Source organism: Microbacterium sp. UBA7513 (assembly GCF_002478345.1).
Taxonomy (GTDB): Bacteria; Actinomycetota; Actinomycetes; order Actinomycetales; family Microbacteriaceae; genus Microbacterium.
Map to the genome: position 1 here is coordinate 122,038 of NZ_DLNJ01000020.1, position 26,610 is coordinate 148,647.

Genomic DNA, 26,610 nt, shown 5'->3' on the forward strand with positions numbered 1-26,610 from the left:
GCGGCCATGAGCACCGACTCGCCGGGTTCCCGCCTGCACATCCCGATCCACCTCCGTTGGGGCGATCTGGATGCATTCAACCACGTCAACAACACCTCGATGCTCAAACTGCTCGAGGAGGCGCGCGTCCGCGCGTTCTGGCGTGCGGGGCCCGGCGAGGAAGCGCCGTCCACCGCTGTCCTCGACTCCGGGATCGAGGAAGGGATCCTGACGCTCATCGCGCGGCAGGAGATCGAGTACCTCGCTCCGGTTCCGTACCAGCGGCGCCCACTCGAGGTGCAGATGTGGTTCGGGAAGCTCGGCGGGTCCAGCGTCGAGGTCTGCTACGAGGTGCACAACGACCCCGCCGCCGAGCCGCGTGAGCTCTACGCGCGATCCACCGCGATCATCGTGCTCGTCGACGCGGGCACGGGACGGCCGACACGCCTGACGGCGGAGATGCGCGAGGCGTGGGAGCCGTACGTCGGCCCCTCCATCGAGTACGCACACCGCTGAGCACAGCGTCAGCGATCCTCAGGAACCCGGATCATGATCTCCTGAGCGACGCTCGCCACGAGCGTGCCCTCTCGGGTGTACACGCGCCCCGTCGCCAGACCGCGACCGCCGCGGGCGCTCGGCGACTCCTGCACGTAGAGGAGCCATTCGTCCACGCGCGCCGGACGGTGCCACCACATCGCGTGGTCCAGACTCGCGACCTTCAGCCCAGGGAGCGACCAGGACACCCCGTGGGCGCGCAGGATCGACTCCTGGATCGTCATGTCACTGAGGTAGGCGAGTGCGGCACGATGCAGCCGCTGGTCGTCGGGGAGCGGGGCCCGAAGTCGCATCCACACCGCCTGCCGCGGAACCCTCTCGTCGTCGTTCGGCAGATAGAGCGGGGAGTCGACGTGCCGGATGTCGGCGGCACGCTCGCTCAGCATGCGCCGTGCGCCGCCGGCGAGGCCGGGCACACGGTCCTCATCGGGAGCGAGGTCTTCCGGGACGGGCACACCGGCGGGCATCGGCTCGGCATGCTCCACCCCGGGGTCGGCATCCTGGAACGAGGCGATCATCGAGAAAATCGGCACCCCGTTCTGATACGCCTGGGTGCGGCGGGTGGAGAACGAACGTCCGTCGTGGATGCGGTCGACGGCGATGGTGATGCCCTGGCTCGCATCGCCGGGGCGGAGGAAGTAGCCGTGCATCGAGTGGACGGCGCGGTCCTCCGGGAGCGTGCGCTCCGCGGCCACGAGGGTCTGCGCGAGCACCTGTCCGCCGTAGATACGACCGCTCGGCATCGGGTGCGATGAGCCGGTGAAGATGTCCTCGGTGGTCCGCGCCTGGGTGGCGTCGAGGTCGAGGACGTCGAGAAGACGCTCCACGGTCTGGATGGCGTGCTCGTCGGCGCTCATGTGTTCCCCTCCGCGGCCCCGGGTCGCCGCTCGTTGGTAGTTTAGAACGCGTGACCCCTCAGCTCCTGCTCGCCGATCCGGACACGGCGAAGGATGTCCTCACGTTCACGGGCCGCGCGGCCCGGGTGTCCGACGAGGGTGTGCGTCTCCAGGCTCATCAGGGCGTCCTGGCGCTCACCACGGCGGTCCTCGCGCCTCAGGGGCTCTTCGATCAGACGCCGACGATCCTTGCCATGCGCATCGTCCGTGCCGACCCGGAGCTCGAGTGCGACCTCGTGATCGACGCCCTGAGCCCGACGGACGACCCGCAGCGCCTCGGGCTGCCGGAGACCGCTCTCTCGCCTGCGTGGGCCGGTGTCGCGCCGCCACGACAGGGATGGGCGCTGGAGTCGACGCTTCCCGCCTCCGTCGTCGCACAGCGCGCACAGTGGGGCATCTCCGCGGTCGCGCACGGCGCAGGACCGGGATCCGGCGAAGAGGCGGTGCGCGCGCTCCGCGCGGCGATCTGGGGAGAGCCGGACGACGACCTCGCCGGCCTGCCGCGAGGCGTCGCGTTCGCCGCAGACGCGCTCGGCTTCATCTCCGGCGAAGAGGATGTGCCCGTCACGCGTTCCGGTCGTTGGACGCGGCTCGCGTTCCGCCGCGGCCATGTGCTCGCGCGCGGTCCCGTGGCCTCCGGGCTGACCGGCGTGCGAGCCACCGGCACCCGGGCCTGACGGGGGCACGGGACCGGCGGGCAGCTCGGGATCAGCCGAGGGCAGCCGCTGCGCGTCCGGCCTGACGGCCGGAGAACAGGCACCCGCCGAGGAACGTGCCCTCCAGGGCTCGGTAGCCGTGCGCGCCTCCGCCGCCGAAGCCGCTGGCCTCGCCCGCGGCGAAGAGACCGGGAATCGGCGCGCCGCTTCCATCCAGGGCGCGACCGTCGAGATCCGTGTTGATCCCCCCGAGGGACTTCCTGGTGAGCACGTGCAGCTTGACGGCGATCAGCGGCCCGGCGGTGGGGTCCTGGAGCCGATGCGGGGCCGCGGTGCGGATGAGCTTGTCGCCGCGGTAGGCCCGCATCGAGCGCAGCATGCCGATCTGCGGGTCCTTGCTGAAGTCGTTGACCATCTCCCGGTCCCGGGCGACCACCTCGCGGCGTACGGCGTCGATGTCCAGGAGCTCGCCCCCGGGGTGGGCCGCCATCTGCTCCAGCAGCGACTCCAGGTCGTTCTCGACGATGAAGTCCTCGCCCTCGTCGAGGAACGACTGCACGGGCCCCGTCGGCCCTTTCGCGAGGCGGGATTTGAGGAGCAGGGCCACGTCCTTCCCCGTGAGGTCCGGGTTCTGCTCGCTGCCGGACAGGGCGAACTCCTTCTCCACGATCCGCCGCGAGGTCACGAACCAGGAGTGGTCGTGGCCCGTCCGCCGCAGGTGCTCGAGCGTGCCGAGGGTGTCGAAGCCGGGGAAGAGCGGCACGGGGAGCCGGTGTCCGGTCGCGTCGAGCCACAGTGACGAGGGCCCGGGCAGGATGCGGATGCCGTGCTGCGGCCACACCGGGTCCCAGTTCGTGATGCCTTCCACGTAGTGCCACATCCGGTCGCCGTTGATGAGGCGGGCTCCGGCGGCGGCGCTCACGCTCTGCATCGAGCCGTCGACATAGGCCGGCACGCCGGAGAGCATGTGCGCCGGGGGAGTGCCGAGGCGCGAGGGCCAGGCCGCGCGGACGAGGTCATGGTTTCCGCCGATGCCCCCGGAGGCCACGATCGTCGCCGTCGCGTCGATCTCGAACGCGCCGATCACGTCTCGGGACGAGGGGACGCCCCGGGCGGAGCCGTCCGACGCCAGCACGCTCCCGCGCGCACCGGTCACGCGTCCATCGGTGAGGATGAGTTCCTCGACGCGGTGTCGGGCGAGGACGGTGAGCCGTCCCTCGCGCTCTCCCTGCTCGACGGCGGCCGCGAACGGCGCGACGATCCCCGGCCCGGTGCCCCACGTGATGTGGAAGCGAGGGACCGAGTTCCCCGGACCGAGGGCGCCGTAGCCGCCGCGCTCGGCCCAGCCGACCACCGGGAAGAAGCCGACACCGCGGGCGCGGAGCCACGAGCGCTTCTCGCCGGCCGCGAACTCCAGGTAGGCCTCGGCCCAGCGCCGTGGCCACTCGTCCTCGGGGCGGTCGAATCCGGCGGTGCCGAACCAGTCCTGGGTCGCGAGCTCGAGCGAGTCGGTGATGCCGAGGCGGCGCTGTTCCGGAGAATCCACGAAGAACAGCCCGCCGAAGGACCACCACGCCTGCCCGCCCAGGTTCGTCCGCGGTTCCTGGTCCACGATGACGACCCGACGCCCGGCCTCGAGGGCCTCCGCGGCGGCGACGAGACCCGCCAACCCCCAACCGATCACCAGGACGTCTGCGGTCGGGGGTGTGGTCGTCATGGGGTCTCCGTTGATTCCTGACGGGAGCGGGTCTCCAGGGTCGTGCGCCCCTGCGGTGCCGTGCCGATGCCGGACGGCTCGAATGTGTTCACCATGGCATAGGCGGCGCGCTCCAGGTAGTCCCAGAGAGTGGTTTCGTGCAACGGGGACAACTGCGCCTCGTCCACGGCGGTGCGCATGTGACGAAGCCAACGATCCCGGGCGTCGGGGTCGACCCGGAAGGGCATGTGACGCATCCGCAGGCGGGGATGGCCGCGGGTCTCGCCGTAGGTGCTCGGGCCGCCCCAGTACTGCTCGAGGAACAGGAGCAGGCGCTCCTCGGCCGGACCGAGGTCCTCCTCCGGGTACATCGGCTTGAGCACGGTGTCGAGAGCCACCTCGCGATAGAACACCGAGACGATCCTCGCGAACGTCTCGCGCCCACCGACCTCGTCGTAGAACGTCACTTGTCTGCACTCCCGTCGCCGCCGGTGTTCTTCTTGCGCCGCCAGATGCCGCGATCCGGGATGACGGGCACCCCGGTGACGGCGTTGGGGCGCGTCTTCGGCGGGTTGGCGCCCCGGACGCGGCGCGCACCCTCCAGTCCGGTGGGCACGACGTCCGCGAGACGCGGCACGTCGATCTCCTTCTCCAGCAGAGCGGCCCGGAGACGGCGTCGGAGCTCCTGCGCCACGTCGTCGCGCGCGTTCGCCCTGGTCTTGATGACGGCGCGCACCACGAGGGCGTCCCCGTCCACCGACTCCAGGCCCCACAGTTCCGGCTTCTCCACGATGCGGGTGCGCCACTTCGGGTCTTTCGCCAGGCCCTGCGCCGTCTCCAGCAGGATGTGCTCGACCTGCTCGAGGTCGGAATCCGGCGCCACACCGATGTCGACGATGGCACGTGCCCAGCCCTGCGACATGTTCCCGATCCGGGTCACTTCGCCGTTGCGCACGTACCAGAGGGTCCCGTTCACGTCCCGCACCTGGGTCACGCGCACACTGACGTACTCGACGACGCCGCTCGCCAGCCCGAGGTCGACGACGTCGCCGATGCCGATCTGGTCCTCGGCGACGAGGAAGATGCCGTTCAGCACGTCCTTGACGATGTTCTGGGCACCGAAACCGAGGCCTGCACCGACCGCCGCCGTGAGAAGGGTGAGCGATCCGAGGAGAGCATTGTCGATCGCGTTGACGATGAGGATGATCGCGACGATCACGAGCATCACGTTGACGATGTTCTGCAGGATGGTGCCGAGTGTGCGTGTGCGCTGGACCAGTCGCATGTCGGCCAACGGGGAGCGTTCCAGCGCCTGCGTGTCGTCGACGGCGGCCCTGTTCTTGGCGGTGTCGACGATGCGGTGCACGACCCGCCTGATCACCCGGCGCAGTACGAGCGCGATGAGGACGCAGGCGCCGATGATCAGGGCGATCTGGAGGAGCTTGCCGCCGACCTTGGTCAGCAGCGCGAGCATGTCCACCACCCACGGGGGGAGTTCGGCGGGCGTCGGCGTGGGGGTCGTCTCAGCGGATATCAGCATCGTCTCGATGGTACCGAGAGGGCCTCTGCGCCGGCTGGAAGAGCGGCGGCAGAGGCCCGTGTCGGTGGTGGAGGGTCAGTCCTCGGCGTCGCGGGACTGCGCGGCGAGGGCACGCTCCACGTCCGCGAGGTTCTCCAGCACGAGACGGCGCAGAGCGGGCGGCGCGTCCTGGTGCTCGGAGAGCCAGCCCCGCGTCGCGTCGCGCAGCGCGACGTCGGCGAGAGCGGTGGGGAAGAGCCCGACGATCAGGTACTGCGCGATCTGGTAGGTCCGCGACTCCCACACCGGCAGGAGCATGTCGAAGTACTGCGGCACGAAGGCGCCCAGCACCTCCACACCCGCCGGATGGACGAAGCCGAGGGCAGCCGAGCGGACGATCGTGTTCGGGGCGTCGTCGCGCGCGATCAGCGCGTCCCAGGCCTCCTGCTTCGCGGCAGCGTCCGGAAGAGCGGCCCGCGCCTGCGCGGCGAACTCCGCACCCTTGGCGGTGTTGTCGGCGGCGAGCGCGGCGTCGATGGCACCGGCGTCGGTCGCGCCGATCGTCGCGAGGCCGACGAGGAGCTGCCAGCTCAGGTCGGCGTCCACCTCGAGCCCGGGGAGCGTCTCCTCACCCGAGCGCAGACGCCCGACGATGCCGGCGTGCTCCGGCGTCACCAGGTTGTTCGCGAAGGCGGTGACGAACTGGAGCTGGCTGTCGCTGCCGGCCTCCGCCGACTCGGCGAGTGCCCAGAGGCCATCCGCCACCTTCAGCCGTGCCGCTTCGCGCTCCGCCGGGGCGACGTACAGGGTCGCGGCCGTGCGCAGCTGCGCGAGGGTGGTGCGGACCGTGGCGGACTCGGTCTCCCGGCCGATGTTGCCGAGAACGAGGTCGATGTAGTCGGACGCCGCCGTCTCCGCGTCGCGGGTCTGGTCCCAGGCTGCTCCCCAGACGAGCGAGCGGGCGAGGGGATCGTGGATGTCGGCGAGGTGGGCGATCGCGGTCGCGAGCGACTTCTCGTCGAGACGGATCTTCGCGTACGCGAGGTCGTCGTCGTTGAGGAGGATGAGGTCGGGACGGTCGAGGCCCTGGAGCTCGGGGACCTCGGTGCGGTCGCCGTCCACGTCGACCTCGATGTGGTGGATGCGCGTAAGTGCGCCGTCCTGCAGCGAGTAGAAGCCGATGCCGAGACGGTGCGGACGGATGGTCGGGTAGTCGGCCGGAGCCGTCTGGGTGATGGCGAAGCGCGAGATCTTGCCGTTGTCGTCCTCGGCCACGACGGGCTCGAGGGTGTTCACACCGGCCGTCTCCAGCCACTTCTTCGACCAGGTGCCGAGATCGCGGCCGCTCGTGGCCTCCAGCTCCGTCAGCAGGTCGCTGAGCTCGGTGTTGCCCCAGGAGTGCTTCTGGAAGTACTGCGAGACACCGGCGAAGAACGCCTCGATGCCGACCCACGCGGCGAGCTGCTTGAGGACCGAGCCGCCCTTGGCGTAGGTGATGCCGTCGAAGTTGACCTGCACGTCTTCGAGGTCGTTGATCTCGGCGACGATCGGGTGCGTGGAGGGGAGCTGGTCCTGGCGGTACGCCCAGGTCTTCTCCATCGCGTTGAAGGTGGTCCAGGCCTCGGTCCACTCGGTCGCCTCGGCCGTCGCGATGGTGGACGCCCACTCCGCGAACGACTCGTTGAGCCAGAGGTCGTTCCACCACTTCATGGTGACGAGATCCCCGAACCACATGTGGGCGAGCTCGTGCAGGATCGTCACGACGCGACGCTCCTTGACGGCGTCGGTCACCTTGCTGCGGAAGACGTACGTCTCGGTGAACGTCACCGCTCCTGCGTTCTCCATCGCGCCGGCGTTGAACTCGGGGACGAAGAGCTGGTCGTACTTGGCGAACGGGTACGGCACGCCGAACTTGGACTCGAAGTAGGCGAAGCCCTCACGGGTCTTGTCGAAGATGTAGTCGGCGTCCAGGTGCTGCCAGAGGCTCTTGCGTCCGTAGACGCCGAGCGGGATCACGCGGCCCGAGGCGCTGGTGAGCTCCGAGAAGGTGGCCTCGTACGGTCCGGCGACGAGAGCCGTGATGTAGGAGGAGATCCGGGGCGTGGGCTCGAAGCCCCAGGTGGCCGAGACCCCGTCGTCGTGGACGATGGGCTCCGGGGTGGGGGAGTTGGAGACGACCTTCCACTCCGCGGGGGCGGTCACCGTGAACTGGAAGGTGGCCTTGAGGTCGGGCTGCTCGAAGACGGCGAACACACGACGGGAGTCGGGCACCTCGAACTGCGAGTAGAGGTACACCTCGCCGTCCACCGGGTCGACGAAGCGGTGCAGGCCCTCGCCGGTGTTGGTGTACAGGCAGTCGGCGTCGACGACGAGGACGTTCTCCTCCTGCAGCCCGGCGAGTGCGATCCGGGAGTCTGCGAAGACCTCGCGCGGGTCGAGCTGCTCTCCGTTGAGCGAGATCTCGCGCACGTCGCGGGCGATGAGGTCGATGAAGGTGAAGCTGTCGGGGGACGCGGAGAAGCGCACGACGCTCCGGGAACCGAAGACCTCGGCGCCCTTGGTCAGATCGAGGGCGACCTCATAGGAGTGCGTGTCGACGACGTCGCGGCGCTCCTGCGCTTCGATTCGGGTGAGGTTCTCTCCAGGCAAAGCTGTACTCCCAGGGGTGAGGGGATGTAACCGGGGGTCGGCGCAGTTGGCGCCGACGGCAACCATGACAGCCTACGCCAGAGCGACGCGCGCGCCGTCGATCCTCACGAACCGGGGATAGTCACGGTCGTGCGGACGCTCGTCGTCCGCGGAGGTGGGAAGATGGAGGGGTGACCGCGATCGAGCCGAATGTCGTTCCCTTTGCCTCGCCCGCCGCTGCCGGCGGCGACCCCTATGTGACCACGCCCGTCGCCTACGACGCCATCCTCTTGGCGAGCTTCGGCGGCCCGGAGGGCCAGGAGGACGTGATCCCCTTCCTCCGGAACGTGACGCGTGGTCGGGGCATCCCGGACGAGCGGCTGGAGGAGGTCGCGCACCACTACCGTCACTTCGGCGGCGTGAGCCCGATCAACGGCCAGAACCGCGTGCTCAAGGAGGCGCTGGAGAAGGCGCTCGCGGCCCGGGGGATCGACCTCCCGGTGTACTGGGGCAACCGCAACTGGGGTCCGTACCTCGAGGACGTGCTCCCCGAGGCGTCCGCCAACGGCCACACCACCCTCCTCGCCTTCGCAACGAGCGCCTACAGTTCGTTCTCCAGCTGCCGCCAGTACCGCGAGGACTTCGCCCGCGTGCTGACCGACACCGGCCTCGGCGAGACGGTCACCATCGACAAGATCCGTCCCTTCTACGACCACCCCGGCTTCGTCGAGGCCTTCGAGGCGGGCGTGCGGGAGTCGGTGCAGGGCTACCTCGACCAGGGCTTCGCGCCGACCGAGATCCAGGTCCTCTTCTCCACGCACAGCATCCCGACCGCCGACGCCGAGCGCTCCGGCGCCCGCGACATCGACTGGGGCGAGGGCGGGGCCTACGCCGCCCAGCACCTCGCCGTGTCGGAATGGACGATGGAGCAGGTGCGGGCCGCCGTCCCGGGAGCCGCCGACGTGCCCTGGGAGCTCGTCTACCAGTCGCGTTCCGGCCCCGCGTCGCAGCCCTGGCTGGAGCCCGACGTCTGCGACGTGATCGCGGAGCTCCCGGCGCGCGGTCGCAAGGCGGTCATCGTGGTCCCCGTCGGCTTCATGAGTGATCACATGGAGGTCCTCTGGGATCTCGACACCGAGGCCGCCGAGGCCGCGGAGGAGGCGGGCCTCGCCTTCGTCCGCACGCCGACGCCCGGTGTCCGCGAGGCTTTCGTCGAGGGCATCGTCGACCTCATCGAGGAGCGCCTGCAGGGTCGCCCGAACGCGGAGCGTCCGCACGTCACCGATCTGCCCGGTGCGTTCGACGTCTGCCGTCCCGGGTGCTGCGAGAACGTGCGCGCGGGGTTCAAGCCCGCGGCTGCCGGCATCGCCCCCTGAGTCGCGGACGGAGCGGATCCTAGGATGGAGACCATGCGCATCCACATCGCCACCGATCACGCCGGACTCGAGTTCTCGACCCGGCTGCAGGAGCATCTCCGCGCCGCGGGGCACGAGGTGATCGACCACGGTCCGGTGGAGTACGACGCGCTCGACGACTACCCGGCCTTCTGCATCCGGGCGGCGCAGGCCGTCGTCGTGGATCAGGCGACCGGGGTGCCGGCGCTCGGCGTCGTCTTCGGCGGCTCGGGCAACGGCGAGCAGATCGCCGCGAACAAGGTCGCCGGGGTCCGCGCGGCTCTCGTCTGGAACCTCTCGACGGCTGAGCTCGCGCGGGAGCACAACGACGCGAACGTCATCTCCATCGGAGCCCGTCAGCACACCTACGACGAGGTGACGGCATTCATCGACCGGTTCATCGCCACGCCGTTCTCGGGGGACGAGCGGCACGTCCGGCGCATCGGACAGATCGCCGATTTCGAGCGCGACGGCTCGCTCCTCCCGGACCCCCGAGCCTGACATGCCCGAGGGGCATTCCGTCCACCGCATCGCGCGGCAGTTCGATCGCAACTTCGTCGGCAAGACGATGAGCGCCTCCAGCCCGCAGGGACGATTCGCCGAGGGCGCTGCCGTGCTCGACGGACGCCAAGCCGTGAGCGTGCAGGCCGTGGGCAAGCAGATGTTCCTCGAAGCGGAGGGCGACCTCTGGCTGCGCGTGCACCTCGGACTCTACGGTGCCTGGGACTTCGCGGGGGAGATCCTCGTCGACCCCACCATCGCGTCGGCCAACGGCCGGATGGGCCAGACCAATCAGCGCGGCACCGCTCTCGACGAGGCGATCCTCGACGACGCGGGGGAGAACTCCCTCGCCTCGATCGGGGCGCCGCGGCGCGCCAGGGTCCACGTGCGGATGTCCGAGCAGACCAAGGGGCTGACCGACGAGGTCGACGAATGGCCGCCGCCCGTGGTGGGTCAGGTGCGGCTGCGCCTCATGACCGACATCACGGTTGCCGACCTGCGCGGTCCCACCGCCTGCGTGTTGCAGACTCCCGAGGAGATGCTGGCGACGGTGGCCAAGCTCGGTCCCGATCCGCTCGTCGGCGATCCGGCGGAGAACGAAGAGCGGTTCGTCCGCGCCGTGCGGAAAAAGCCGACCCCGATCGCGCTGTTGCTGATGGACCAGGCGGTCGTCAGCGGCATCGGCAACGTGTACCGCGCCGAGATGCTCTACCGGCAGCGGCTGAACCCGCACACGCCCGGCCGCGACGTCCCGGAGGATGTCGTCAGGGCGCTCTGGCATGACTGGGTGCGATTGCTGGCCATCGGCGTGGAGACGGGTCAGATGATGACCATGGACGGGCTGTCTCCCGAGCAGTACCGCGCAGCGATGGCGAGCCGCGACGATCGTCACTGGGTCTACCACCGGGCCGGCCTGCCGTGCCGGGTCTGCGGGACAGAGATCGCGTTGGAGGAGATCGGCGCCCGCAAGCTGTACTGGTGCCCGCGCTGTCAGGCCTGAGGGCGGGATCACCGGGGCTCCCGCCGCTCTAGGCTGGGATCCATGCGACAGAATCCGAGCTTCACGCTCGCCGATGTGGCCGAGATCCGCCGCGTCATCGACGCCAGCCCGTGGGCGACGGTGGTGAGCGCACCCGAAGGGGGTCTGGTCGCCTCGCACTATGCCGTCCTCCTCGACGACGACCGCGATGATCTGACGGTCGTGGGGCACGTGGGCCGCCCGGACGACGCCATCCACGGTCTCGGGCAGCGGGAGATCCTGCTCGCCTTCCAAGGGCCGCACGGGTACATCTCCCCGGGCTGGTACGGCGACGTCCCCGCGGTGCCGACATGGAACTACACCGCGGTGCACCTGTCGGGCGTTCCCGAGGTCCTCAGCACCGCGGAGAACCTCCGTGTGCTCGATGCCCTGGTCGCGCGATTCGAGTCGCGCGTGCCCGACCCGCGCCTGATGTGGCAGCGTCCGAACGACGCGGCCTTTATCGAGAGACTCGAATCCGGGACGGTCGGCTTCCGCCTCACCCCGACGAAGGTCGTCGCCAAGCGGAAGCTGAGTCAGAACAAGCCCGCGGAGACCATCGAGGCGGTGATCGCGGCGCTGCACGCCGAAGGACCGTACGCGAACGCCGCCCTCGCGGCGGAGATGCGTCGTGCGCAGGACGCACGGACGGGTGGCGGGGCGTGAGCGCCCTCGGTGTCGAGGTCGGAACGGTCCGTGCCGTCCGCCCCGTGGGTCCGGGGCGGGAGTTCCTGCTGGATGATGAGCCCGTCGACCTCCACCTCGCCGACGGACGCATCGTCGACATCGCGCCGACCGGGGGCCTGCCGACGCGCGGCGAGGTCATCGAGGCCGACGGTGCCTGGGCGGTGCCCGGGCTCTGGGACAACCATGTGCACACCGTGCAGTGGGCCCTCGCCGTGGAGCGCGTGCCGCTCGATGCGGCGGACTCGGCCGCCGAGGCCGCGAGGCTGATGCGCGACGCGCCCGTGCTGCCGGACGGACGGCGGATCGGCACGGGGTTCCGGGACGCGCTGTGGCCGGATCGGCCATCTGTGGCCGCGCTCGATGCCGAGACTGGCGTCGTGCCCACCTACCTGATCAATGCGGACGTGCACAGCGTCTGGCTGAACTCGGCGGCCCTGGCGCGCGAGGGCTTCCGCGGAGACGACGGTCTGCTCCGCGAGGAGGACGCGTTCGAGATCTCCCGCCGGCTCAATGCCGTCGATCCTGCCCACAGCGATGAGGCGGTCATCCGTGCGGGGGCGGCCGCCGCGGCACGGGGCGTGACCGGTCTGGTCGACTTCGACATGGCGTGGAACGCCGATGCCTGGCCGCGGCGGATCCTCGCGGGCTTCGCCGCGCACCGTGTCGAGTTCGCGTTCTACCCGGCGGATCTCGATCGGGCGATCGCCGCGGGCCTCCGCACGGGGGAGCGCCTTGCGGTGTCGGATCCGACCGGGCTGGTCGGGTCGCTCGTGCGGGTCGGGTCGTTGAAGGTGATCAGCGACGGCTCGCTCGGCACCCGTACCGCGGCGTGCTCACACTCCTACCCTGGCGACCCCGCGAACTACGGGGCGCTGACGGTGCCTCCGGAGGAGCTCACGGCGCTGCTGATCACGGCGGCGGGAGCGGGGATCGAGGTCGCCGTGCACGCGATCGGCGATCGCGCCGTGACGGCGGCCCTCGACGCGTTCGGCGCTTCCGGTGCCACGGGGTCGATGGAGCATGCGCAACTGGTGCGGCACGCCGACCTCGCCCGATTCGCCCGGCTCGGGGTACGCGCGAGCGTCCAGCCCCAGCATGCGGTGGACGACCGCGACCTCGTCGAGCACCACTGGGCGGAGCAGACCGCGATCGGCTACCCCCTCGCCTCGCTGCTGTCGGCGGGGGCGGAGGTGCGCTTCGGCTCCGATGCGCCGGTCGCCCCGCTCGACCCCTGGCACGCGATCTCCGCGGCGGTCTGGCGCACCGACGACGACCGGGCCGCCTGGCATCCCGAGGAGCGGCTGACGCTGGATCAGGCCCTCGACGCGAGTGTCCGCACGTCGCTCCGTCCCGGTCAGAGCGCGGACATCGTGATCCTCGGGAGTGATCCTCGCACTGCTGACGCGGCGGGGCTCCGGACGATGCCGGTCGCCACGACGCTGCTCGGCGGTCGCCTCACGCACGTCGCCTGAGGCGGCGCGCACACGACGAAGGGCGGCCCCGGACCGGAGCCGCCCTTCGTCGTGAACGTGGTGTCAGGCCGCGATGTGCGACACGAGGAACCAGCGGTCCTTCTCCAGCCCGCGCTGGATCTCGATCGCCACGTCCTGGCTCGTGAGGTCGACGTCGTCGAGGCCTTCCACGGCCGCCTTCACATCGACGAGGATCGCGTCGATGTCGGCGATCACGGCACGGATCAGCTCGTCCGACTGCGCGAAACCGGCGGGAACGCCGGTGGCGCCGGCCTTCTCGGCGACGGCGTTCACGCGCGCGTCGATCGGCAGGCCCAGAGCGACGATGCGCTCGGCCGCGGTGTCGGCGAAGTCACCCGCGTGGGCGACGATCGTGTCGAGCAGCTCGTGCACGCCGACGAAGTTGGCGCCGCGGACGTGCCAGTGCGCCTGCTTGCCGTTGACGGTCAGCGCCTGGAGGCCGAGGACGACGGGGGAGAGGAACTGCGCCGCACCGGCGGCCACAGTCGGGTCGATGGCGGTGGTGGAAACGGTCTGGGCCTTGCTCATCTTCTTGCTCCTCCGAATGAAGTTCTCTGTCTGACGAGTACAACGTTACTCAGGCTCAGGCATTCCGCAAGGAAGCTGAGGCTCCACTCACTTCCGCGTGATTCCGGGGGAGTGAGGGTAGTCTCGCCTCATGAGCATCGCTGCCGGAGCCTCCGTCCTCGCCCTCCCGGATCGCACCCCCGAGCTCGACGACACCGCCTTCGTCGCGGACGGCGCCCGCATCGTCGGCGCGGTGTCGCTCGGAGCCGGCGCCAGCGTCTGGTACAACGCGGTGCTTCGCGGAGACTCCTCGCCGATCGTCATCGGTGCTGGCAGCAACGTGCAGGACAACGTGTCGATCCACGTCGACGCCGGGCATCCCGTCCTCGTCGGGTCACGGGTGTCGATCGGGCACAACGCTGTCGTGCACGGCTGCACGATCGGTGACGGCTCTCTCATCGGGATGGGGGCCGTCGTCCTCAGCGGCGCCGTGATCGGAGAAGGCTGCCTGATCGCCGGCGGCGCGGTCGTGCTCGGTGGGACCGAGGTGCCGCCGGGTTCCCTGGTGGCAGGCGTTCCTGCAAAGGTGCGCAGGTCGCTCTCGGACGACGAACGCGCCTCGCTACTGGCGAATGCCGCGATCTACCTGGAGCATGCGGCCACGCACACACAGGCGAGCGAGGCGTGAGCCCTCGCCCCGCTAGGCTGGGGCGGTACGGGGCGGTGGCCAAGCTGGTTAAGGCAGTGGGCTCATAACCCAACGATCGTCGGTTCAAGTCCGACCCGCCCTACTACCCGTCGCGTCTGTCGTAATCGTCGCGGCGCTCTCCTGTCTCTCCTCTGGAGGTCTCGACGCCCGTCAGCCTCCGGATCGGAGCAAGAGCCATGACGACCACGAGTGGGCCGAACGCGGAGACGCGTCGTCGGATCGAGGACGTGGGGCAGCTCGCGGTGCGTCTCGCGGTCGCGGCGAGTTTCGCCCTCGCCGTCGCCGATCGGTTCGGGCTCCTCGGCGGCCCGGGGGCAGATGGTGTGTCGTGGGGATCGTGGACGATTTTCCGTGCGTACACGGCCCAGCTCGTCCCGATCCCCGTCGACGTGGTGGTGGACACGGCGGCCGTGTCGGCGACGGCTCTGGAGACCGCCCTCGCTCTGTTGCTGGCCGTCGGGCTGTGGACCCGGATCGCGGCGGGAGTCGCCGCGCTGCTCACGGTGACGTTCGGCGTGACGATGCTCCTCTTCCTCGGACCGCTTGCACCGTTCCGATACCCGGTCTTCGTCTTCACGTCCGCCGCGATCCTGCTCGCCGGGCTGAAGCGCTACCGGTGGAGCATCGACGCGCTGCGAAAGGAGGTGCCGGGAGCGGGGAGAGACAACGATGCCCCCGGCACCAGGTAGACGGCGAATGCCTCTACAGACGGACGGACGCGTCGGAAGGGGAAGCGATCCGTCACAGGAGAGATGACGAGGTGACCGTTTCATGACGCCGTTTTCCGCAGGATCACGGCATATTGCGTGTGCCGCGAAGAACTCGTTCGGCCGAACCGCGTAACAGAATGCGCCGTTCTGCATCCCTTCCTGGGGACATCACTCGCGCGGAAGAAGCCATCCGCGCGAGTTCATCGATCATCTGGGGAGTCGAAAGTGCCAGTCATTCAGCATGCAATCAGATCGGGCGCGCGGGGAACGCGCCTGACGACGTTCGTGGGTGCTCTGCTCGCGATCTGTCTGGCGGCCCTTGCGGCCGTCATCGCGACGCCGGCTACGGCCCGCGCTGCGGAGGTGGCGGGGATCACCTCGTTGACCATCACCGAACCCACCGACCAGATCAAGGTCTGGGACCGGATCGCGTTCGAAGCGACCTGGGCGGTGCCGGACACGGCGACCGCGGGGGACACGTTCCGCCTCGCGTTTCCGACGAGCCCGAGCCTGACCGGGGTGCGGGATTCCTTCGCCCTGACGGCGCCGGACGGCCAGACCGTCGGAACCTGCGAGGTGTCGACCGGTGAGCTCGTGTGCACGCTCACGGACTACGTCGACAGCCACACCGACGTCAGCGGCACCCTCCACTTCCGTGCCAGGGCAGACGAGGAGACCACGCTGACGGAGATCCCGTTCACGACGGGCGGCGGGACCGTCGTTCCGGTCGACGTTCCCGGCGGGATCGGGCCGGTCCCGGAGTTCCCGGCGCCGACGACCCCGACCAAGTGGGGCGACGTGACGCTCAACGGTCGGAACATCGCGTGGGGTGTGAACATCCCGTCCTCCGCGTTGGCCGGGGAGACTCCGACGCTCACCGACACGTTCACGGCTGGCCTCGTGCTCGATCCCGCGTCCGTCACCGTGGCGTACGTACTCGCGAAGGACTGGGCGGGAGGCAAGTACACCGTGTCCACGGCGCTGCAGTCGGGCAGCGATTTCACCGTCACGGAGGTCAGCTCCGAGTCGTTCACGGTGACGGTGGACGCGCCGATCGTCGCCGACGCGATCTACGTGCTCCGTTACAAGACGGCTCTGCCCGCCGACGTCCGTCCCGGTGATGCGTTCCACAACACCGTGGCCGGCTCCCGGTGGGTCACCGAGAGCACACCGGTCATCTACTCCCAGGGCGGGGGAGATGGCGAAGGGGTGCTCCCGGTCGGCGGGTTCACCGTGACCAAGGAGGTCAAGGGTTCCGGCGCGGCTCTGGTCCCCGACGGTCGCGAGTTCCGGGTGGCCTACTCGTATCAGCGCGCAGGACAGACGGTGGAGGGCGAGCTCGCCTTGCGGTCTGGGGAGACCGATGGTCTGAAGGATCTGCCGGCGGGAACGGTCGTCACCTTGTCGGAGATCACACCGGAGGACGTCGACGGCGTGAGCTGGCAGGCGCCGGTCTTCTCCGGCACGGGCGTGGCGATCACCGATGGCGGTGCCACCGTCACGATCGCACGGGGCACGACGGTCGCGGTGACGCTCACCAACCCGACGACGGTCACGCCGCCGCCGGTCGGGGGCTTCACGGTGACCAAGAAGGTCACGGGTCCGGGGACGTCCCTGGTTCCTGCGGACCAGACGTTCACCGTGGAGTACTCGTACGAGCTCGCGGAGCAGACCGTCACCGGTGAACTCACGCTCCGCGCCGGGAAGAGCGAGGGACTCGCGGATCTGCCGGCGGGAACAGTCGTCACGCTCCGCGAGAAGGCGCCAAGCGCCGTGGAGGACGTCACGTGGAAGAGCCCGCGCTTCAGCGGCGAAGGAGTCGACGTCCGCGACGGCGGCGCGACGCTCACGGTCGCCGAAGACGCGACGGTCGCGGTGGTCCTCACCAATGGGACCGCCGTCACTCCTCCGCCCCCTCCGGGTGGCGCTCTCGCCCTCACTGGATCCGAGGGACCCGCCGGCCCGCTCGCCCTGGGAGCGCTGCTGCTGCTTGCGGGACTGACAGCGCTCGGCGTTCGCCATCGGATGGCAGGTTCGCGCGCCGGTGATTGAGAGCTAGGAGAGGCCAGGCAGATCGATCACGCGACGATTTCTTCGTCGTCGCGTGATCGATCGTGCCATTCGGCGTCTCATGGTCATCGAGGAGTCTCCCTCGATGACCACGCCGACGCCGCAGCGCGTCGGAGAAAGGCATCTCTCATGAACAAGACGCTCATTGCCCGTGCCTCTGCCGCCTTCGGCGTCGCGGCCGCTCTCTCGCTCGGTGGAGCGGCGCTCGCTCCCGCCGCCCACGCGGAGGCGACCCCTGCGGACCCGGCCGTGTCGAAGCCGTTGAGCACGGGCGTGCTCGCGCAGCGCGTCGGGCCCGCCTGTCTCTTCTTCCAGTACACGTTCAACATGAGTCCGACCGATCCCCAGGTGGGGGACACTGTGACGTACACCATGCAGTTCCTCAACAACGGCGAGGTGGACTCCACGAAGAGCGCGCTCGCGTTCCGCCTGGACGGACTCCTCGACGACTCGACCTGGGCGGCGTCGACGCTGGAAGCGACCTCGGGCCGCCCTTCCGCGGCGGAGAACACCGTCACGTGGAACGGGCCGCTCGACGCCGGAGACGATGTCGAGCTGCGCTTCACCGGCGTGTGGACCGGCGAAGGCGATGGGCTCGCGTTCCCGCGGGTCGAGTCCTACGGCTACGCGAGGTGAGCGCGGGTCGGAGTCCTGTTTTCCACGGTATCCGCGTCGACGTGGCGCGCTCGTCGTCGAGAGGCTGAACAGACACCGACCGAAAGGCAGCCATGCAGCTCTCCACGGATTCCGAAGCGATCGTCCGCGCCACCGCCGACGTCGTCGCCACCCACGCCGACGAGATCACGACCTTGTTCTATCGGCGGATGTTCGAGGCGCATCCGGAACTGCTGAACGTCTTCAATCGCGCGCATCAGGCTCAGGGGGATCAGCCGAAGGCGCTGGCGGCGTCCGTCGTGGCGTTCGCCGTCCACCTCATCGATCCGGACGCGCCGGACTTCTCCCCGGTGATGCGACGTATCGCCCACCGCCACGTCTCGCTGGGGGTGTCGGCCCGGCAGTACACGATAGTGGGCCGCTACCTCCTGGCTGCTGTCGACGAGGTCCTCGGCGAGGCGGTCACCCCGGCTGTGCGCGCAGCCTGGGATGAGGTGTACTGGCTCTTCGGATGCTCGCTCATCGCGGAGGAGGCCCGCCTCTACGCGGAGGCGGGCACGGATCCGGACCACCCGTGGCGGCCGCACCGCGTCGTGGAACGCGTGGAGGAGGCCCGCGACGCGATCTCCCTCGTGCTGGAGCCGGTCGACGGTCACATACTGCCCCATCGCACCGGGCAGTATGTGGCCGTGGCCGTCGACCTCCCGGACGGCACCCGCCAGCCCCGCCAGTACACGATCTCTTCCGCGAGCGGCAGTGCGGCGCTGCGCGTCACAGTGAAGCGCGTGCGTGGCTCGGACGGCGCACCGGACGGTCAGGTCTCCACCTGGCTACATGAGAACGCCCACGTGGGGACGGTGCTCGACGTCTCCCAGCCCGCCGGGGATCTGCTCCTCGACGATTCTGATGACGCGCTGGTCCTGATCTCGGCCGGAATCGGCATCACGCCGGTCGCAGCGATCGTGGACGATCTCGCGCAGCGGCGTCCCGATCGGCCGGTGCACCTGTTCCACGTGGACCGGGAGCCGGAGACCCACGCTCTCGTCGCCGACGTGCGCGACCGTGCGCAGCGATTGAACGACGTGCGCGCGCTGACCTGGTACTCGGCGAGCGAAGCGGAGGGCTCGGCGGTGCGCTCCGGCCGGATGGACCTGGCCGACGTCGAACTCCCGCAGACGGCGCGGGTGTTCCTGTGCGGGCCGCTGCCGTTCATGCAGGCGATTCGAGGTGCCCTCGTGGCACGAGGCATCGCGCCGGAGCGCATCGAGTACGAGGTCTTCGGTCCGGATCGCTGGGCTCGTCAGCCGAAGTCCGGCGCTGCGTGAGCCTGCGTCGAAAGCTCTGAGTGCGGCCGTGTCAAGCCCCTCCTCGAGCCCGCGGGGAACTGGCATGCTCCCCGAGAGCGGCACCGCGCCGCGGGAACGGGAGAGACTATGAGCATCGGCAGCGGAATCGCGCTCTTCGTCATCGGAGCGATCCTCGTGTTCGCGATCAACGTCGACGTGCCGTGGGTCGACCTGGACATGGTCGGCTACATCCTCATGGGGGCCGGCGTGATCATCTTCCTCATCGGCATCGTGCTGCTCGCCCGTCGGCGCCGCACGGAGACGGTGTCGCGGACGTACGTCGACCCGGCGACCGGGGAGCCCACGACCCGGCGGTCCGTCAGCTCGAGCTCCGACGAAGGGCTCTGAACGGACGCAGACGGAAAGGAGAAGGGCCGCGGGAGAACCCGCGGCCCTTCTCGTCAGACGACGTCCGCGCCTTCGAGATGTTCCTCGACGAGGGTGATACCCCCGCTCGAGTTCGCGGAATGCGCGAGCTCCTCGATCCAGCGACGGCTCAGCTCGGGCGTCTCGGCCTCGTCGAAGACGAACCGGAGCGGGATCGACGGGTGCAGCCACAGGGTGGAACGGCCGGGAGCGTCGCCCTCCGGGTGGCGCCAGGAGAGCGTGAAGCTCTCGTTCCGCCGCAGCTTCGTGGCGATGACGACCTTGAGGTGCGCGAGCGCGCGGTCTTCGATCTGGATCGGCGTCTGGGTGTCGCCGTAGTACAGGCTGCCCATCGTCAGCCGACCTTCGCGGCGGGGGCTGCGGGAATGTTCATGGCGCTCCTTGGGAACGTGGGGGGAAGACGGCAGACCGCTCCCGGGGATACTTGGACTCTAGCCAATTTGCGCACGACATCGTGCGCATCAGGACGACGCGCCGTCCGGTGCGAACAGAATATGCGCGCGGTGTCAGTCGGTCGTCACAGGGCGGTCAACACGGGCGGATTCCCGTACGCCTCGCGATACGCCACGGCGAAGCGGGAGACGTTGCTGAAACCCCACCGGCGCGCGACCGCGGACACCGACGCGCCCTTGCCGTGTCGCAGATCGCGGTGTGCGCCGTCGAGCCGGGCACGCCGCAGGGCCTCGTTCGGTGTCATGTCGAGCGCGCGGCGGAACGCGTATTGCAGGCCTCGGGTGGAGATGAAGGCCGCCGCCGCGACATCGTCCACCGTGATGGGCAGGTGCGCATTGTCCTCGATGAAGGCGAGAGCACGGCGCACCGAGGCCGGCGCCGCGGAGCGTTGGGCCGGACGGTGCAGCGACTCGCTGAACGTGGTGGGGAACGCCGACATGGTCAGCAGCAGGGCGTGGCGCTCGAGCTCGGCGGCGATGAGGGGGTCGGCGCCGTCCGGTCCGAACGAGCCGTCGATGTAGGAGAACATCCGCTCCCACCGTGCCCCGTCCTCCCGCGTGTGCGGAGCGAGCCCGGTGGCACGGAGCTCGAGGCGGTCGTCGCCGGTGATCTGCCTGATCGAGTCGCGGGCCGCCGCGCGATCGAACACGAGAGCACGGACGCGGGCGACCTGGTTCCACTTCGCCTCGACCCGGACGCCGTCCGTGAGCCACGGCTGACCGGCGTCGAGTCCTTGCCGGCCCGACCAGATCCGGGCGTCGGTGGCATCGACGCGACACACCAGCAGCTGATCCTCCGGCTCGGCACGGGAGTGCACCTGGGCCGCGAGTTGATAGCGGACGAGCGACATGGACGACGCCTCCACCGAGCGCCAGTCGAAGCGGAACCGGCGGGGGTCCACGTCCTGGAGGGTCGCCGAGGGCACGAACTGCTGCCAGGTGGACTCCACCTGCTCGATGTCCGTGGATGTGAACTGCACCGACATACTCCTTGCTGCGCCTCGTTCGGGGGTCCGGGGCTTCTTGGACACTAACCCACGCCACTGACAAGACGGTGGGGACGCCCCGGGGGTATCCACCGACCAGGCGGGAACGCTGAGGCCTCGTAGACTCGGACCATGAGTGTGCCTTCCCCCTATGCGGAGCGATTGAGCCGGATTCCGGTGCAGCGCCAGGAGGTGGAGGTGCGCGGCGGAACGACGGCGTACTGGGTCTACGGTCCGGACGACGCTGAGACGACCGTCATCGCGGTTCACGGCTTCCGGGGTGAGCACCACGGACTCGAGTCGGTCATCGCCTTCCTTCCGGAGCTCCGCGTGCTCGCGCCCGATCTGCCCGGATTCGGGGAGTCCGCGCCGCTGCCCGGTCGTCGTCACGACCTGCAGGAGTACGCGGGGTGGTTGACCGACTTCGCCGCAGCCACGGCGCCGGGTGCCGTCATCCTCGGCCATTCCTTCGGCTCCATCGTGAGCGCGGCCGCCGTCGCCGGGGGACTGGAGACGCCGCGGCTGATCCTCGTGAACCCCATCGGCGCGCCGGCGCTCGAGGGTCCGAAGGGGATCATGACCCGGCTCGCCGTGCTGTACTACGCACTCGGCGCCCAGCTCCCGCCGCGGATCGGGACTGCGCTCCTGCGGAATCGTGTGATCGTCCGCGTGATGAGCATGACCATGGCAAAGACGCGGGACCCGGAGCTGCGCCGGTTCATCCACGACCAGCACGACACCTACTTCTCGCGGTTCTCCGATCGTGACGTACTGCACGACGCCTTCGTCGCCAGCGTCTCGCACGACGTCAGGGAGTTCGCCCCGGCAATCGACGTGCCCACACTCCTCATCGCCGCCCAGCGCGACGACATCACCCCGATCGAGGCGGAGCGGAAGCTGGTGACGCTCTTCCCCGACGCGTCTCTTGTCGAGATCGCCCAGGTGGGTCACCTGATCCACTACGAGACCCCGGCCGAAGCGGCCGGGGCGATCCGTCGGTTCCTCAGGATTCCCGTCGCGCGAGGCCGATGAGCCCGGCCACCCGGAACGGGATCACCTCACCCATGGCGAGCGAAGTCTCGGTCCGCTCCACACCTTCGATCGAGAGGATCCGGGCGTCCGTGTCGAACAGATGACGGGCGTCGCGGCACGCGACACGCGCCAGCAGATCGATGGAGCCGCTCAGGCCGTGCGCCTGGACGACCTCCGGAATGCGCGCCAGCTCGTTGATGATGCGGGGGAGTTCGGTCTGCCGGACGCCGATGCTGACGAACGCCTGCAGCGGGAACCCCAGGACGTCGGGGGAGAAGGCGCGCTCGTAGGAGAGGAAGACGCCGCTCTGCTCCAGCCGGGCCATCCGCGCCTGGATGGTGTTGCGCGACAGACCCATGCGCTCGGCGAGAGCGACGATCGTCACGCGCGGGTCGTCGGCGAGGGCGGCGAGAAGCTCGAGGTCGATCCGGTCCAGTCCAGGCATAGTGCCAAACCCTAGCAGCACGGCAGCGGAGAAAAATGAGCAACATGCTCAATCAGTATTGAGTTGCTTGAGCGAGGTGCTGACCGGACGTACCCTCAGACCATGCCGGTGATGACGCCGGCTCCATTGTGCGTCGCCCCACGAGGGCAGCCAGGGACGAGGAGGACGATGATGTCGCCGCAGACCACCCCCATCGCAGACACCGCCCAGGATCTGGAGCTCTCGGAGCGGATCCTCGCTCCGGACGGGACGCGTGTCTCGAACGCCCGCCTCGACCCGTTCGTCGCCGATGTCGACGCCGCGCAGCTGCGCGCCCTCCATCGCGACATGGTCATCCTCCGCCGCATCGACGCCGAGGGCGTCGCGCTGCAGCGCCAGGGGCAGCTCGGGCTCTGGGCACCCTGCCAGGGCCAGGAGGCCACGCAGATCGGCACCGCCCGGGCCCTCGATCCCCAGGACTACGTCTTCCCGAGCTACCGCGAGACCGGCGTGATCTACGCCCGGGGCGCCGAGCCGGGCGACTACGTGCGCATGTGGCGCGGCGAGGAGGGGGCAGCGTACGATCCTGCAGCCCTGCGGGTCGCTCCGCTGCAGATCATCATCGGCGCCCAGACCCTGCACGCGGTCGGCTACGCCCTCGGCATCCGGCACGAGAACGCGCCGGAGGTCGCCGTGACCTACTTCGGGGACGGGGCGACCAGTCAGGGGGACGTGAACGAGGCGATGATCTTCGCCGCGTCGTACCAGGCGCCGGTCGTGTTCGTCTGCCAGAACAACCACTGGGCCATCTCCGAGCCGGTCACGGTGCAGTCGCAGTATCCGATCGCGGGGCGTGCCCCCGGATTCGGGATCCCGAGCCTGCGCGTGGACGGCAACGACGTGCTCGCCTGCCTGGCCGCGATGCGCTGGGCGCTGGAGCACGCGCGCTCCGGAAAGGGGCCGGCGTACATCGAGGCGGTGACGTACCGGATGGGTCCGCACACCACCGCGGACGACCCCACCCGGTACCGGGACGAGGCCGAGCTGGAGTCCTGGCGGCGCCGCGACCCCATCGCACGCCTCGAGGCCTACCTCCGCGCCACCGGCGACCTCACCGCAGAGCACGTCGCCGAGACGCAGGCGGCAGCGGACGCCGTCGCCAAAGAGATGCGGGCGACCTGCCTCGGCATGGTCACCCGTCCAGCCCTGGCGGTCTTCGACGGCGTCTACGCCGAGCCGCACACGGGGCTGGAGCGGCAGCGCGACGAGTACGCCGCCTATCTCGCGTCGTTCGAGGGCGAGGCGTGACCATGACCGAACTCACTCTCGGCAAGGCGCTCGGCGCCGGTCTCCGCCAGGCGATGCGCGACGACGAGAAGGTCGTGCTCCTGGGAGAGGACATCGGCAAGCTCGGCGGCGTCTTCCGGATCACGGACGGCCTCCTCGACGAGTTCGGGGCGGCCAGGGTCATCGACACCCCCCTCGCGGAGTCCGGGATCGTCGGCACGGCCGTCGGCCTCGCCTTCCGCGGCTACCGCCCGGTCGTCGAGATCCAGTTCGACGGGTTCGTCTACCCGGCCTTCGACCAGATCGTCTCCCAGGTCGCGAAGCTCCACTACCGCACCCAGGGGCGCGTGAAGATGCCGATCACCATCCGGATCCCATGGGCCGGTGGCATCGGTGCCGCGGAGCATCACTCCGAGTCTCCGGAGGCGTACTTCGCGCACACCGCCGGCCTGCGGGTCGTCGCCGTCTCGAACCCGGAAGACGCCTATCGGAGCCTCCGGCAGGCGATCACCTCGGACGACCCCGTCGTGTTCTTCGAGCCCAAGCGGCTCTATCACCACAAGGGCGAGGTCGATCTCGAAGCTCCGCTCGCGGACGCGCCGCCGATGGGACTCGCGCGGGTCGTGCGCTCCGGGACGGACGTCACGGTCCTCACCTACGGGGCCATGGTGAGCACCGCGCTGCAGGCGGCGGAGGCGGCGGAAGACGAGGGCGTCGCCCTGGAGGTCATCGACCTTCGTTCCCTCTCGCCGGTGGACTACGACTCGGTCGCCGCCTCGGTGCGGAAGACCGGCCGCGTGGTCGTGGCGCACGAGGCCTCCCGGGAAGCCGGGCTCGCGGCGGAGGTCATCGCGAGCGTGACCGAACGCTGCTTCGAGTACCTGGAGTCCGCCCCGCTGCGGGTCACCGGCCACGACGTGCCCTACCCGCCGGCGAAGCTCGAGAAGTACCATTTGCCCGACCTCGACCGGATCCTCGATGCAGTCGACCGCGTGATGGATCGCCCGCACAGCCTGACGGGAGCAGACGCATGATCGCCGAATTCCGCCTTCCGGACCTCGGTGAAGGTCTCACCGAGGCCGAGGTCGTGCACTGGCTCGTCGCGCCCGGCGACAGCGTTGCGCTGAACCAGACCCTCGCCGAGGTCGAGACCGCCAAGGCGGTCGTCGAGCTGCCGTCGCCCTATGAAGGCACGGTGTCGACCCTGCACGCGGACGCGGGAGAGACCGTCGCCGTGGGAGCACCGCTGATCGCCTTCGACATCGAGGGGGAGGATCCGCCCCTGACGCCGTCCGGTGGCGAGCAGGAGGCTTCCCCGGAGAAGGCGCAGCCGAACCTCGTGGGCTACGGAGCCGCCCCGACATCGAGTGGACGCCCCGCGCGCCGGGCGCGGCGCCGGAGTGCCGCCCAGGTGGCCTCGGCGGCCGACACCGCCGTTCTCGAGGCGGCCCCGCACGACGCGACGCCGTCGGTCGCGGTCGAGCCCATTCTGGAGCGACCACGGTCCACCCCTCCGGTGCGCGCCTACGCGAAACGACGGGGCGTCGACCTCGTCCTCGTCGCCGCGGAGATCGGTGACCGCGTGATCACGAGGGCAGACGTGGATGCGTACGCGGAGCGCATCGGAGCGGATTCGTCGCGGCCCGCCCGGGCGCCCGAGCGCGTGACCACCGCGGCATCCGGAACCCTTCCGCCCGCGGAGGGGAGGCCGCGGGAGACGCGCATCCCGATCCGGGGGGTCCGCAAGCACACGGCGGCGGCGATGGTGCAGAGCGCGTTCACCGCGCCGCACGTGACCGTCTTTCACACGGTCGATGTGACCGCGACCATGGAGATGCTGGCACGCCTCCGCGACGACCGAGCGCTCGCGGAGCATCGGATCGGCCCGCTCGCCGTCGTCGCGAAGGCGGTCTGCCTCGCCCTGCGCCGTGCTCCGGGCCTGAACGCGCGGTGGGATGAAGAGTCCGGGGAGATCGTCGAGTACGGCTTCGTCGACCTCGGCATCGCCGCCGCGACCGAGCGCGGTCTCATCGTGCCGATGATCCGGGACGCGGAGCGGATGAACCTGGTGGAGCTGTCCGCAGCGATCCGTGCGCTCGCAGAGACCGCGCGTGCGGGGAAGACCTCGCCGGCCGAACTGGCCGGAGGGACGTTCTCGCTGTCGAACATCGGGGTGTTCGGGGTGGACGCCGGAACACCGATCCTCCCGCCGGGGCAGTCCGGCATCCTCGCGGTCGGCGCCGTGCGTCGGCAGCCGTGGGAGTACCGCGGCGAGATCGCGCTGCGTCAGCTCATGACGCTGAGCCTGTCCTTCGACCACCGCCTCGTGGACGGGGCCGAGGGTGCGACGTTCCTCAAGGACGTGGCCGACATCCTTGAGGATCCGGGGCGGGCGATGCTGCTCAGCTAGCGGCGCGCAGCGCGGCCTCGGCCATCGCGACCAGCACGGTCGCGGTGGCCGTGTGTCGTCTCGTCGCGGCTCGTGTGCTGTGCGGGGTCGAGTTGATGAGACCGAAGCACGCCTGCACGCGCAGCCGCAGCTCGTCGCGGTCCAGGGGTTCCGGACGATCGAGGGCGGCGAGCGCATCCATCCAGAGCTCGATGTAGGCGCGCTGCAGGCGACGGACCTCGGCGCGGTCGTCGGCGTCGAGGAAGGCGAGGTCCCGGTCCTGCACCTGGATCACCTCGGCGTTGCCGAGCGCGAATTCGACGTGGAAGCGGATGAGCCCGCGCATCCGCTCGTCGGCTGCCGTCGTCTCCGCGGATACGCGTCGTCCGCCCGCGACGAGGTCCTGACTGACCTTGACGAGGACCGCACCGAGAAGGGCCTGCTTCCCGGCGAAGTGGCGGTACACCGCGGGCCCGGACACGCCGACGGCGGCACCGATGTCCTCCAGGCTCACGCCGCTGTACCCGCGCGCGGCGAAGAGTCGTGCCGCGGCATGCAGAAGCGCGTCGGAGCGTTCCGCCTTGGCGCGGTCGCGGGCGGTGGCGGGGCTTGTCATCTCAGTTAATCCTCGCTAACCTGAATCAACGGGTTAGTGAACACTAACCGAGAATGCA

General features: G+C 69.8%; 27 protein-coding genes, 1 tRNA gene and 1 pseudogene. 19 read left to right on the plus strand and 10 right to left on the minus strand.

The features are described 5' to 3' along the window. Nucleotides 1-6 precede the first annotated feature (6 nt). On the plus strand, nt 7-495 hold the full coding sequence (locus B2W79_RS11150) for an acyl-CoA thioesterase (protein WP_025103392.1): 489 nt from the start codon (nt 7-9) through the stop codon (nt 493-495). A gap of 8 nt (nt 496-503) precedes the next feature. Here the strand turns inward: B2W79_RS11150 and B2W79_RS11155 are convergent, their stop codons facing one another. After that, nucleotides 504-1,391 (minus strand): acyl-CoA thioesterase, encoded by an 888-nt coding sequence (locus B2W79_RS11155; RefSeq protein ID WP_025103393.1) that lies wholly within the window; start codon nt 1,389-1,391, stop codon nt 504-506. A 50-nt stretch (nt 1,392-1,441) separates the two neighbouring features. On the opposite strand from B2W79_RS11155, the gene B2W79_RS11160 reads away from it, so the two are divergent. Beyond that, the gene (locus B2W79_RS11160) at nt 1,442-2,107 is read left to right on the plus strand and encodes a hypothetical protein (protein WP_071328560.1); all 666 of its coding nucleotides are present in this window, start codon (nt 1,442-1,444) and stop codon (nt 2,105-2,107) included. A 31-nt stretch (nt 2,108-2,138) separates the two neighbouring features. Here B2W79_RS11160 and B2W79_RS11165 read toward each other — a convergent pair whose 3' ends face one another. From B2W79_RS11165 to pepN, 4 genes are all read right to left on the minus strand, one after another. Further along, nucleotides 2,139-3,803 (minus strand): FAD-binding dehydrogenase, encoded by a 1,665-nt coding sequence (locus B2W79_RS11165; protein ID WP_292789551.1) that lies wholly within the window; start codon nt 3,801-3,803, stop codon nt 2,139-2,141. Then, nucleotides 3,800-4,249 carry a globin gene (locus B2W79_RS11170; RefSeq protein WP_292789553.1) on the minus strand — a complete coding sequence of 150 codons (450 nt, stop codon included), beginning with the start codon at nt 4,247-4,249 and terminating at the stop codon, nt 3,800-3,802. Before B2W79_RS11170 ends, B2W79_RS11165 begins: the two co-directional genes overlap by 4 nt. Next, complete coding sequence (locus tag B2W79_RS11175) at nt 4,246-5,322, minus strand: mechanosensitive ion channel family protein (protein ID WP_292789555.1); 1,077 nt, start codon at nt 5,320-5,322, stop codon at nt 4,246-4,248. Before B2W79_RS11175 ends, B2W79_RS11170 begins: the two co-directional genes overlap by 4 nt. A 75-nt stretch (nt 5,323-5,397) precedes the next feature. Beyond that, entirely contained in the window at nt 5,398-7,950 is a 2,553-nt protein-coding gene (pepN, locus tag B2W79_RS11180) for an aminopeptidase N (protein ID WP_292789557.1), read from the minus strand. A gap of 170 nt (nt 7,951-8,120) precedes the next feature. Between pepN and B2W79_RS11185 the strand changes: the two genes are divergently transcribed. The 5 genes from B2W79_RS11185 to B2W79_RS11205 are packed head-to-tail and all read left to right on the plus strand — an operon-like array spanning nt 8,121 to nt 13,001. Next, complete coding sequence (locus B2W79_RS11185) at nt 8,121-9,305, plus strand: ferrochelatase (protein WP_292789559.1); 1,185 nt, start codon at nt 8,121-8,123, stop codon at nt 9,303-9,305. A gap of 33 nt (nt 9,306-9,338) precedes the next feature. After that, nucleotides 9,339-9,824: a ribose-5-phosphate isomerase gene (locus B2W79_RS11190; RefSeq protein ID WP_060922011.1), complete on the plus strand. Its 486-nt coding sequence runs from the start codon at nt 9,339-9,341 to the stop codon at nt 9,822-9,824. 1 nt (nt 9,825) lies between these two features. After that, a complete protein-coding gene (locus B2W79_RS11195; RefSeq protein ID WP_292789562.1) occupies nt 9,826-10,824 on the plus strand; it encodes an Fpg/Nei family DNA glycosylase in 999 nt (332 codons plus the stop codon). A 42-nt stretch (nt 10,825-10,866) separates the two neighbouring features. Then, nucleotides 10,867-11,508, plus strand: coding sequence for an FMN-binding negative transcriptional regulator (locus B2W79_RS11200; RefSeq protein ID WP_292789564.1), 642 nt, complete (start codon nt 10,867-10,869; stop codon nt 11,506-11,508). Next, complete coding sequence (locus B2W79_RS11205) at nt 11,505-13,001, plus strand: amidohydrolase (RefSeq protein WP_292789566.1); 1,497 nt, start codon at nt 11,505-11,507, stop codon at nt 12,999-13,001. The genes B2W79_RS11200 and B2W79_RS11205 overlap by 4 nt, the downstream gene beginning before the upstream one ends. 63 nt (nt 13,002-13,064) lie before the next feature. Here the strand turns inward: B2W79_RS11205 and B2W79_RS11210 are convergent, their stop codons facing one another. Then, nucleotides 13,065-13,550: a Dps family protein gene (locus B2W79_RS11210; protein WP_071328569.1), complete on the minus strand. Its 486-nt coding sequence runs from the start codon at nt 13,548-13,550 to the stop codon at nt 13,065-13,067. A gap of 130 nt (nt 13,551-13,680) precedes the next feature. Here B2W79_RS11210 and B2W79_RS11215 point away from each other — a divergent pair, with 130 nt between their 5' ends. The 8 genes and pseudogenes from B2W79_RS11215 (at nt 13,681) to B2W79_RS11245 (ending at nt 19,327) form a co-directional block, all read left to right on the plus strand. Then, nucleotides 13,681-14,217 carry a gamma carbonic anhydrase family protein gene (locus B2W79_RS11215; protein ID WP_071328570.1) on the plus strand — a complete coding sequence of 179 codons (537 nt, stop codon included), beginning with the start codon at nt 13,681-13,683 and terminating at the stop codon, nt 14,215-14,217. 29 nt (nt 14,218-14,246) lie between these two features. Next, nucleotides 14,247-14,320, plus strand: a tRNA-Ile gene (locus B2W79_RS11220). A gap of 94 nt (nt 14,321-14,414) precedes the next feature. Further along, entirely contained in the window at nt 14,415-14,927 is a 513-nt protein-coding gene (locus B2W79_RS11225; RefSeq protein WP_292789568.1) for a hypothetical protein, read from the plus strand. Nucleotides 14,928-15,233: 306 nt separating this feature from the next. Further along, on the plus strand, nt 15,234-17,000 hold the full coding sequence (locus B2W79_RS11230; RefSeq protein ID WP_292789570.1) for a DUF5979 domain-containing protein: 1,767 nt from the start codon (nt 15,234-15,236) through the stop codon (nt 16,998-17,000). A gap of 147 nt (nt 17,001-17,147) precedes the next feature. Next, nucleotides 17,148-17,654 (plus strand): hypothetical protein, encoded by a 507-nt coding sequence (locus B2W79_RS11235; RefSeq protein WP_071328573.1) that lies wholly within the window; start codon nt 17,148-17,150, stop codon nt 17,652-17,654. Between the two features lie 89 nt (nt 17,655-17,743). Next, nucleotides 17,744-18,121: pseudogene (locus B2W79_RS17605) on the plus strand (globin domain-containing protein); the annotation flags it as partial. Nucleotides 18,122-18,265: 144 nt separating this feature from the next. Next, a complete protein-coding gene (locus B2W79_RS17610) occupies nt 18,266-18,958 on the plus strand; it encodes an FAD-binding oxidoreductase (protein WP_371259837.1) in 693 nt (230 codons plus the stop codon). A 108-nt stretch (nt 18,959-19,066) separates the two neighbouring features. Continuing rightward, nucleotides 19,067-19,327: a DUF6458 family protein gene (locus tag B2W79_RS11245; RefSeq protein WP_071328575.1), complete on the plus strand. Its 261-nt coding sequence runs from the start codon at nt 19,067-19,069 to the stop codon at nt 19,325-19,327. Between the two features lie 53 nt (nt 19,328-19,380). Here B2W79_RS11245 and B2W79_RS11250 read toward each other — a convergent pair whose 3' ends face one another. Both B2W79_RS11250 and B2W79_RS11255 read right to left on the minus strand, forming a co-directional pair. Beyond that, on the minus strand, nt 19,381-19,698 hold the full coding sequence (locus B2W79_RS11250; RefSeq protein WP_060921991.1) for a hypothetical protein: 318 nt from the start codon (nt 19,696-19,698) through the stop codon (nt 19,381-19,383). A gap of 185 nt (nt 19,699-19,883) precedes the next feature. Next, a complete protein-coding gene (locus B2W79_RS11255; protein WP_292789574.1) occupies nt 19,884-20,798 on the minus strand; it encodes a helix-turn-helix transcriptional regulator in 915 nt (304 codons plus the stop codon). Between the two features lie 138 nt (nt 20,799-20,936). Here B2W79_RS11255 and B2W79_RS11260 point away from each other — a divergent pair, with 138 nt between their 5' ends. Continuing rightward, complete coding sequence (locus B2W79_RS11260; protein WP_071328576.1) at nt 20,937-21,836, plus strand: alpha/beta fold hydrolase; 900 nt, start codon at nt 20,937-20,939, stop codon at nt 21,834-21,836. On the opposite strand, the gene B2W79_RS11265 is transcribed toward B2W79_RS11260, so the two are convergent. Next, on the minus strand, nt 21,808-22,281 hold the full coding sequence (locus tag B2W79_RS11265) for an Lrp/AsnC family transcriptional regulator (protein WP_071328577.1): 474 nt from the start codon (nt 22,279-22,281) through the stop codon (nt 21,808-21,810). The two genes, B2W79_RS11260 and B2W79_RS11265, sit on opposite strands and share 29 nt — an antisense overlap. A 171-nt stretch (nt 22,282-22,452) precedes the next feature. On the opposite strand from B2W79_RS11265, the gene pdhA reads away from it, so the two are divergent. From pdhA to B2W79_RS11280, 3 genes are read left to right on the plus strand one after another with little or no spacing between them, the layout of a single operon-like run. Next, nucleotides 22,453-23,568, plus strand: coding sequence for a pyruvate dehydrogenase (acetyl-transferring) E1 component subunit alpha (gene pdhA, locus B2W79_RS11270; protein WP_292789803.1), 1,116 nt, complete (start codon nt 22,453-22,455; stop codon nt 23,566-23,568). 2 nt (nt 23,569-23,570) lie between these two features. Next, nucleotides 23,571-24,581: an alpha-ketoacid dehydrogenase subunit beta gene (locus tag B2W79_RS11275; protein WP_292789578.1), complete on the plus strand. Its 1,011-nt coding sequence runs from the start codon at nt 23,571-23,573 to the stop codon at nt 24,579-24,581. Then, entirely contained in the window at nt 24,578-25,957 is a 1,380-nt protein-coding gene (locus tag B2W79_RS11280; protein WP_292789580.1) for a dihydrolipoamide acetyltransferase family protein, read from the plus strand. The genes B2W79_RS11275 and B2W79_RS11280 overlap by 4 nt, the downstream gene beginning before the upstream one ends. Here the strand turns inward: B2W79_RS11280 and B2W79_RS11285 are convergent. Further along, nucleotides 25,950-26,552 (minus strand): TetR/AcrR family transcriptional regulator, encoded by a 603-nt coding sequence (locus tag B2W79_RS11285; RefSeq protein WP_071328580.1) that lies wholly within the window; start codon nt 26,550-26,552, stop codon nt 25,950-25,952. The two genes, B2W79_RS11280 and B2W79_RS11285, sit on opposite strands and share 8 nt — an antisense overlap. Nucleotides 26,553-26,610 lie beyond the last annotated feature (58 nt).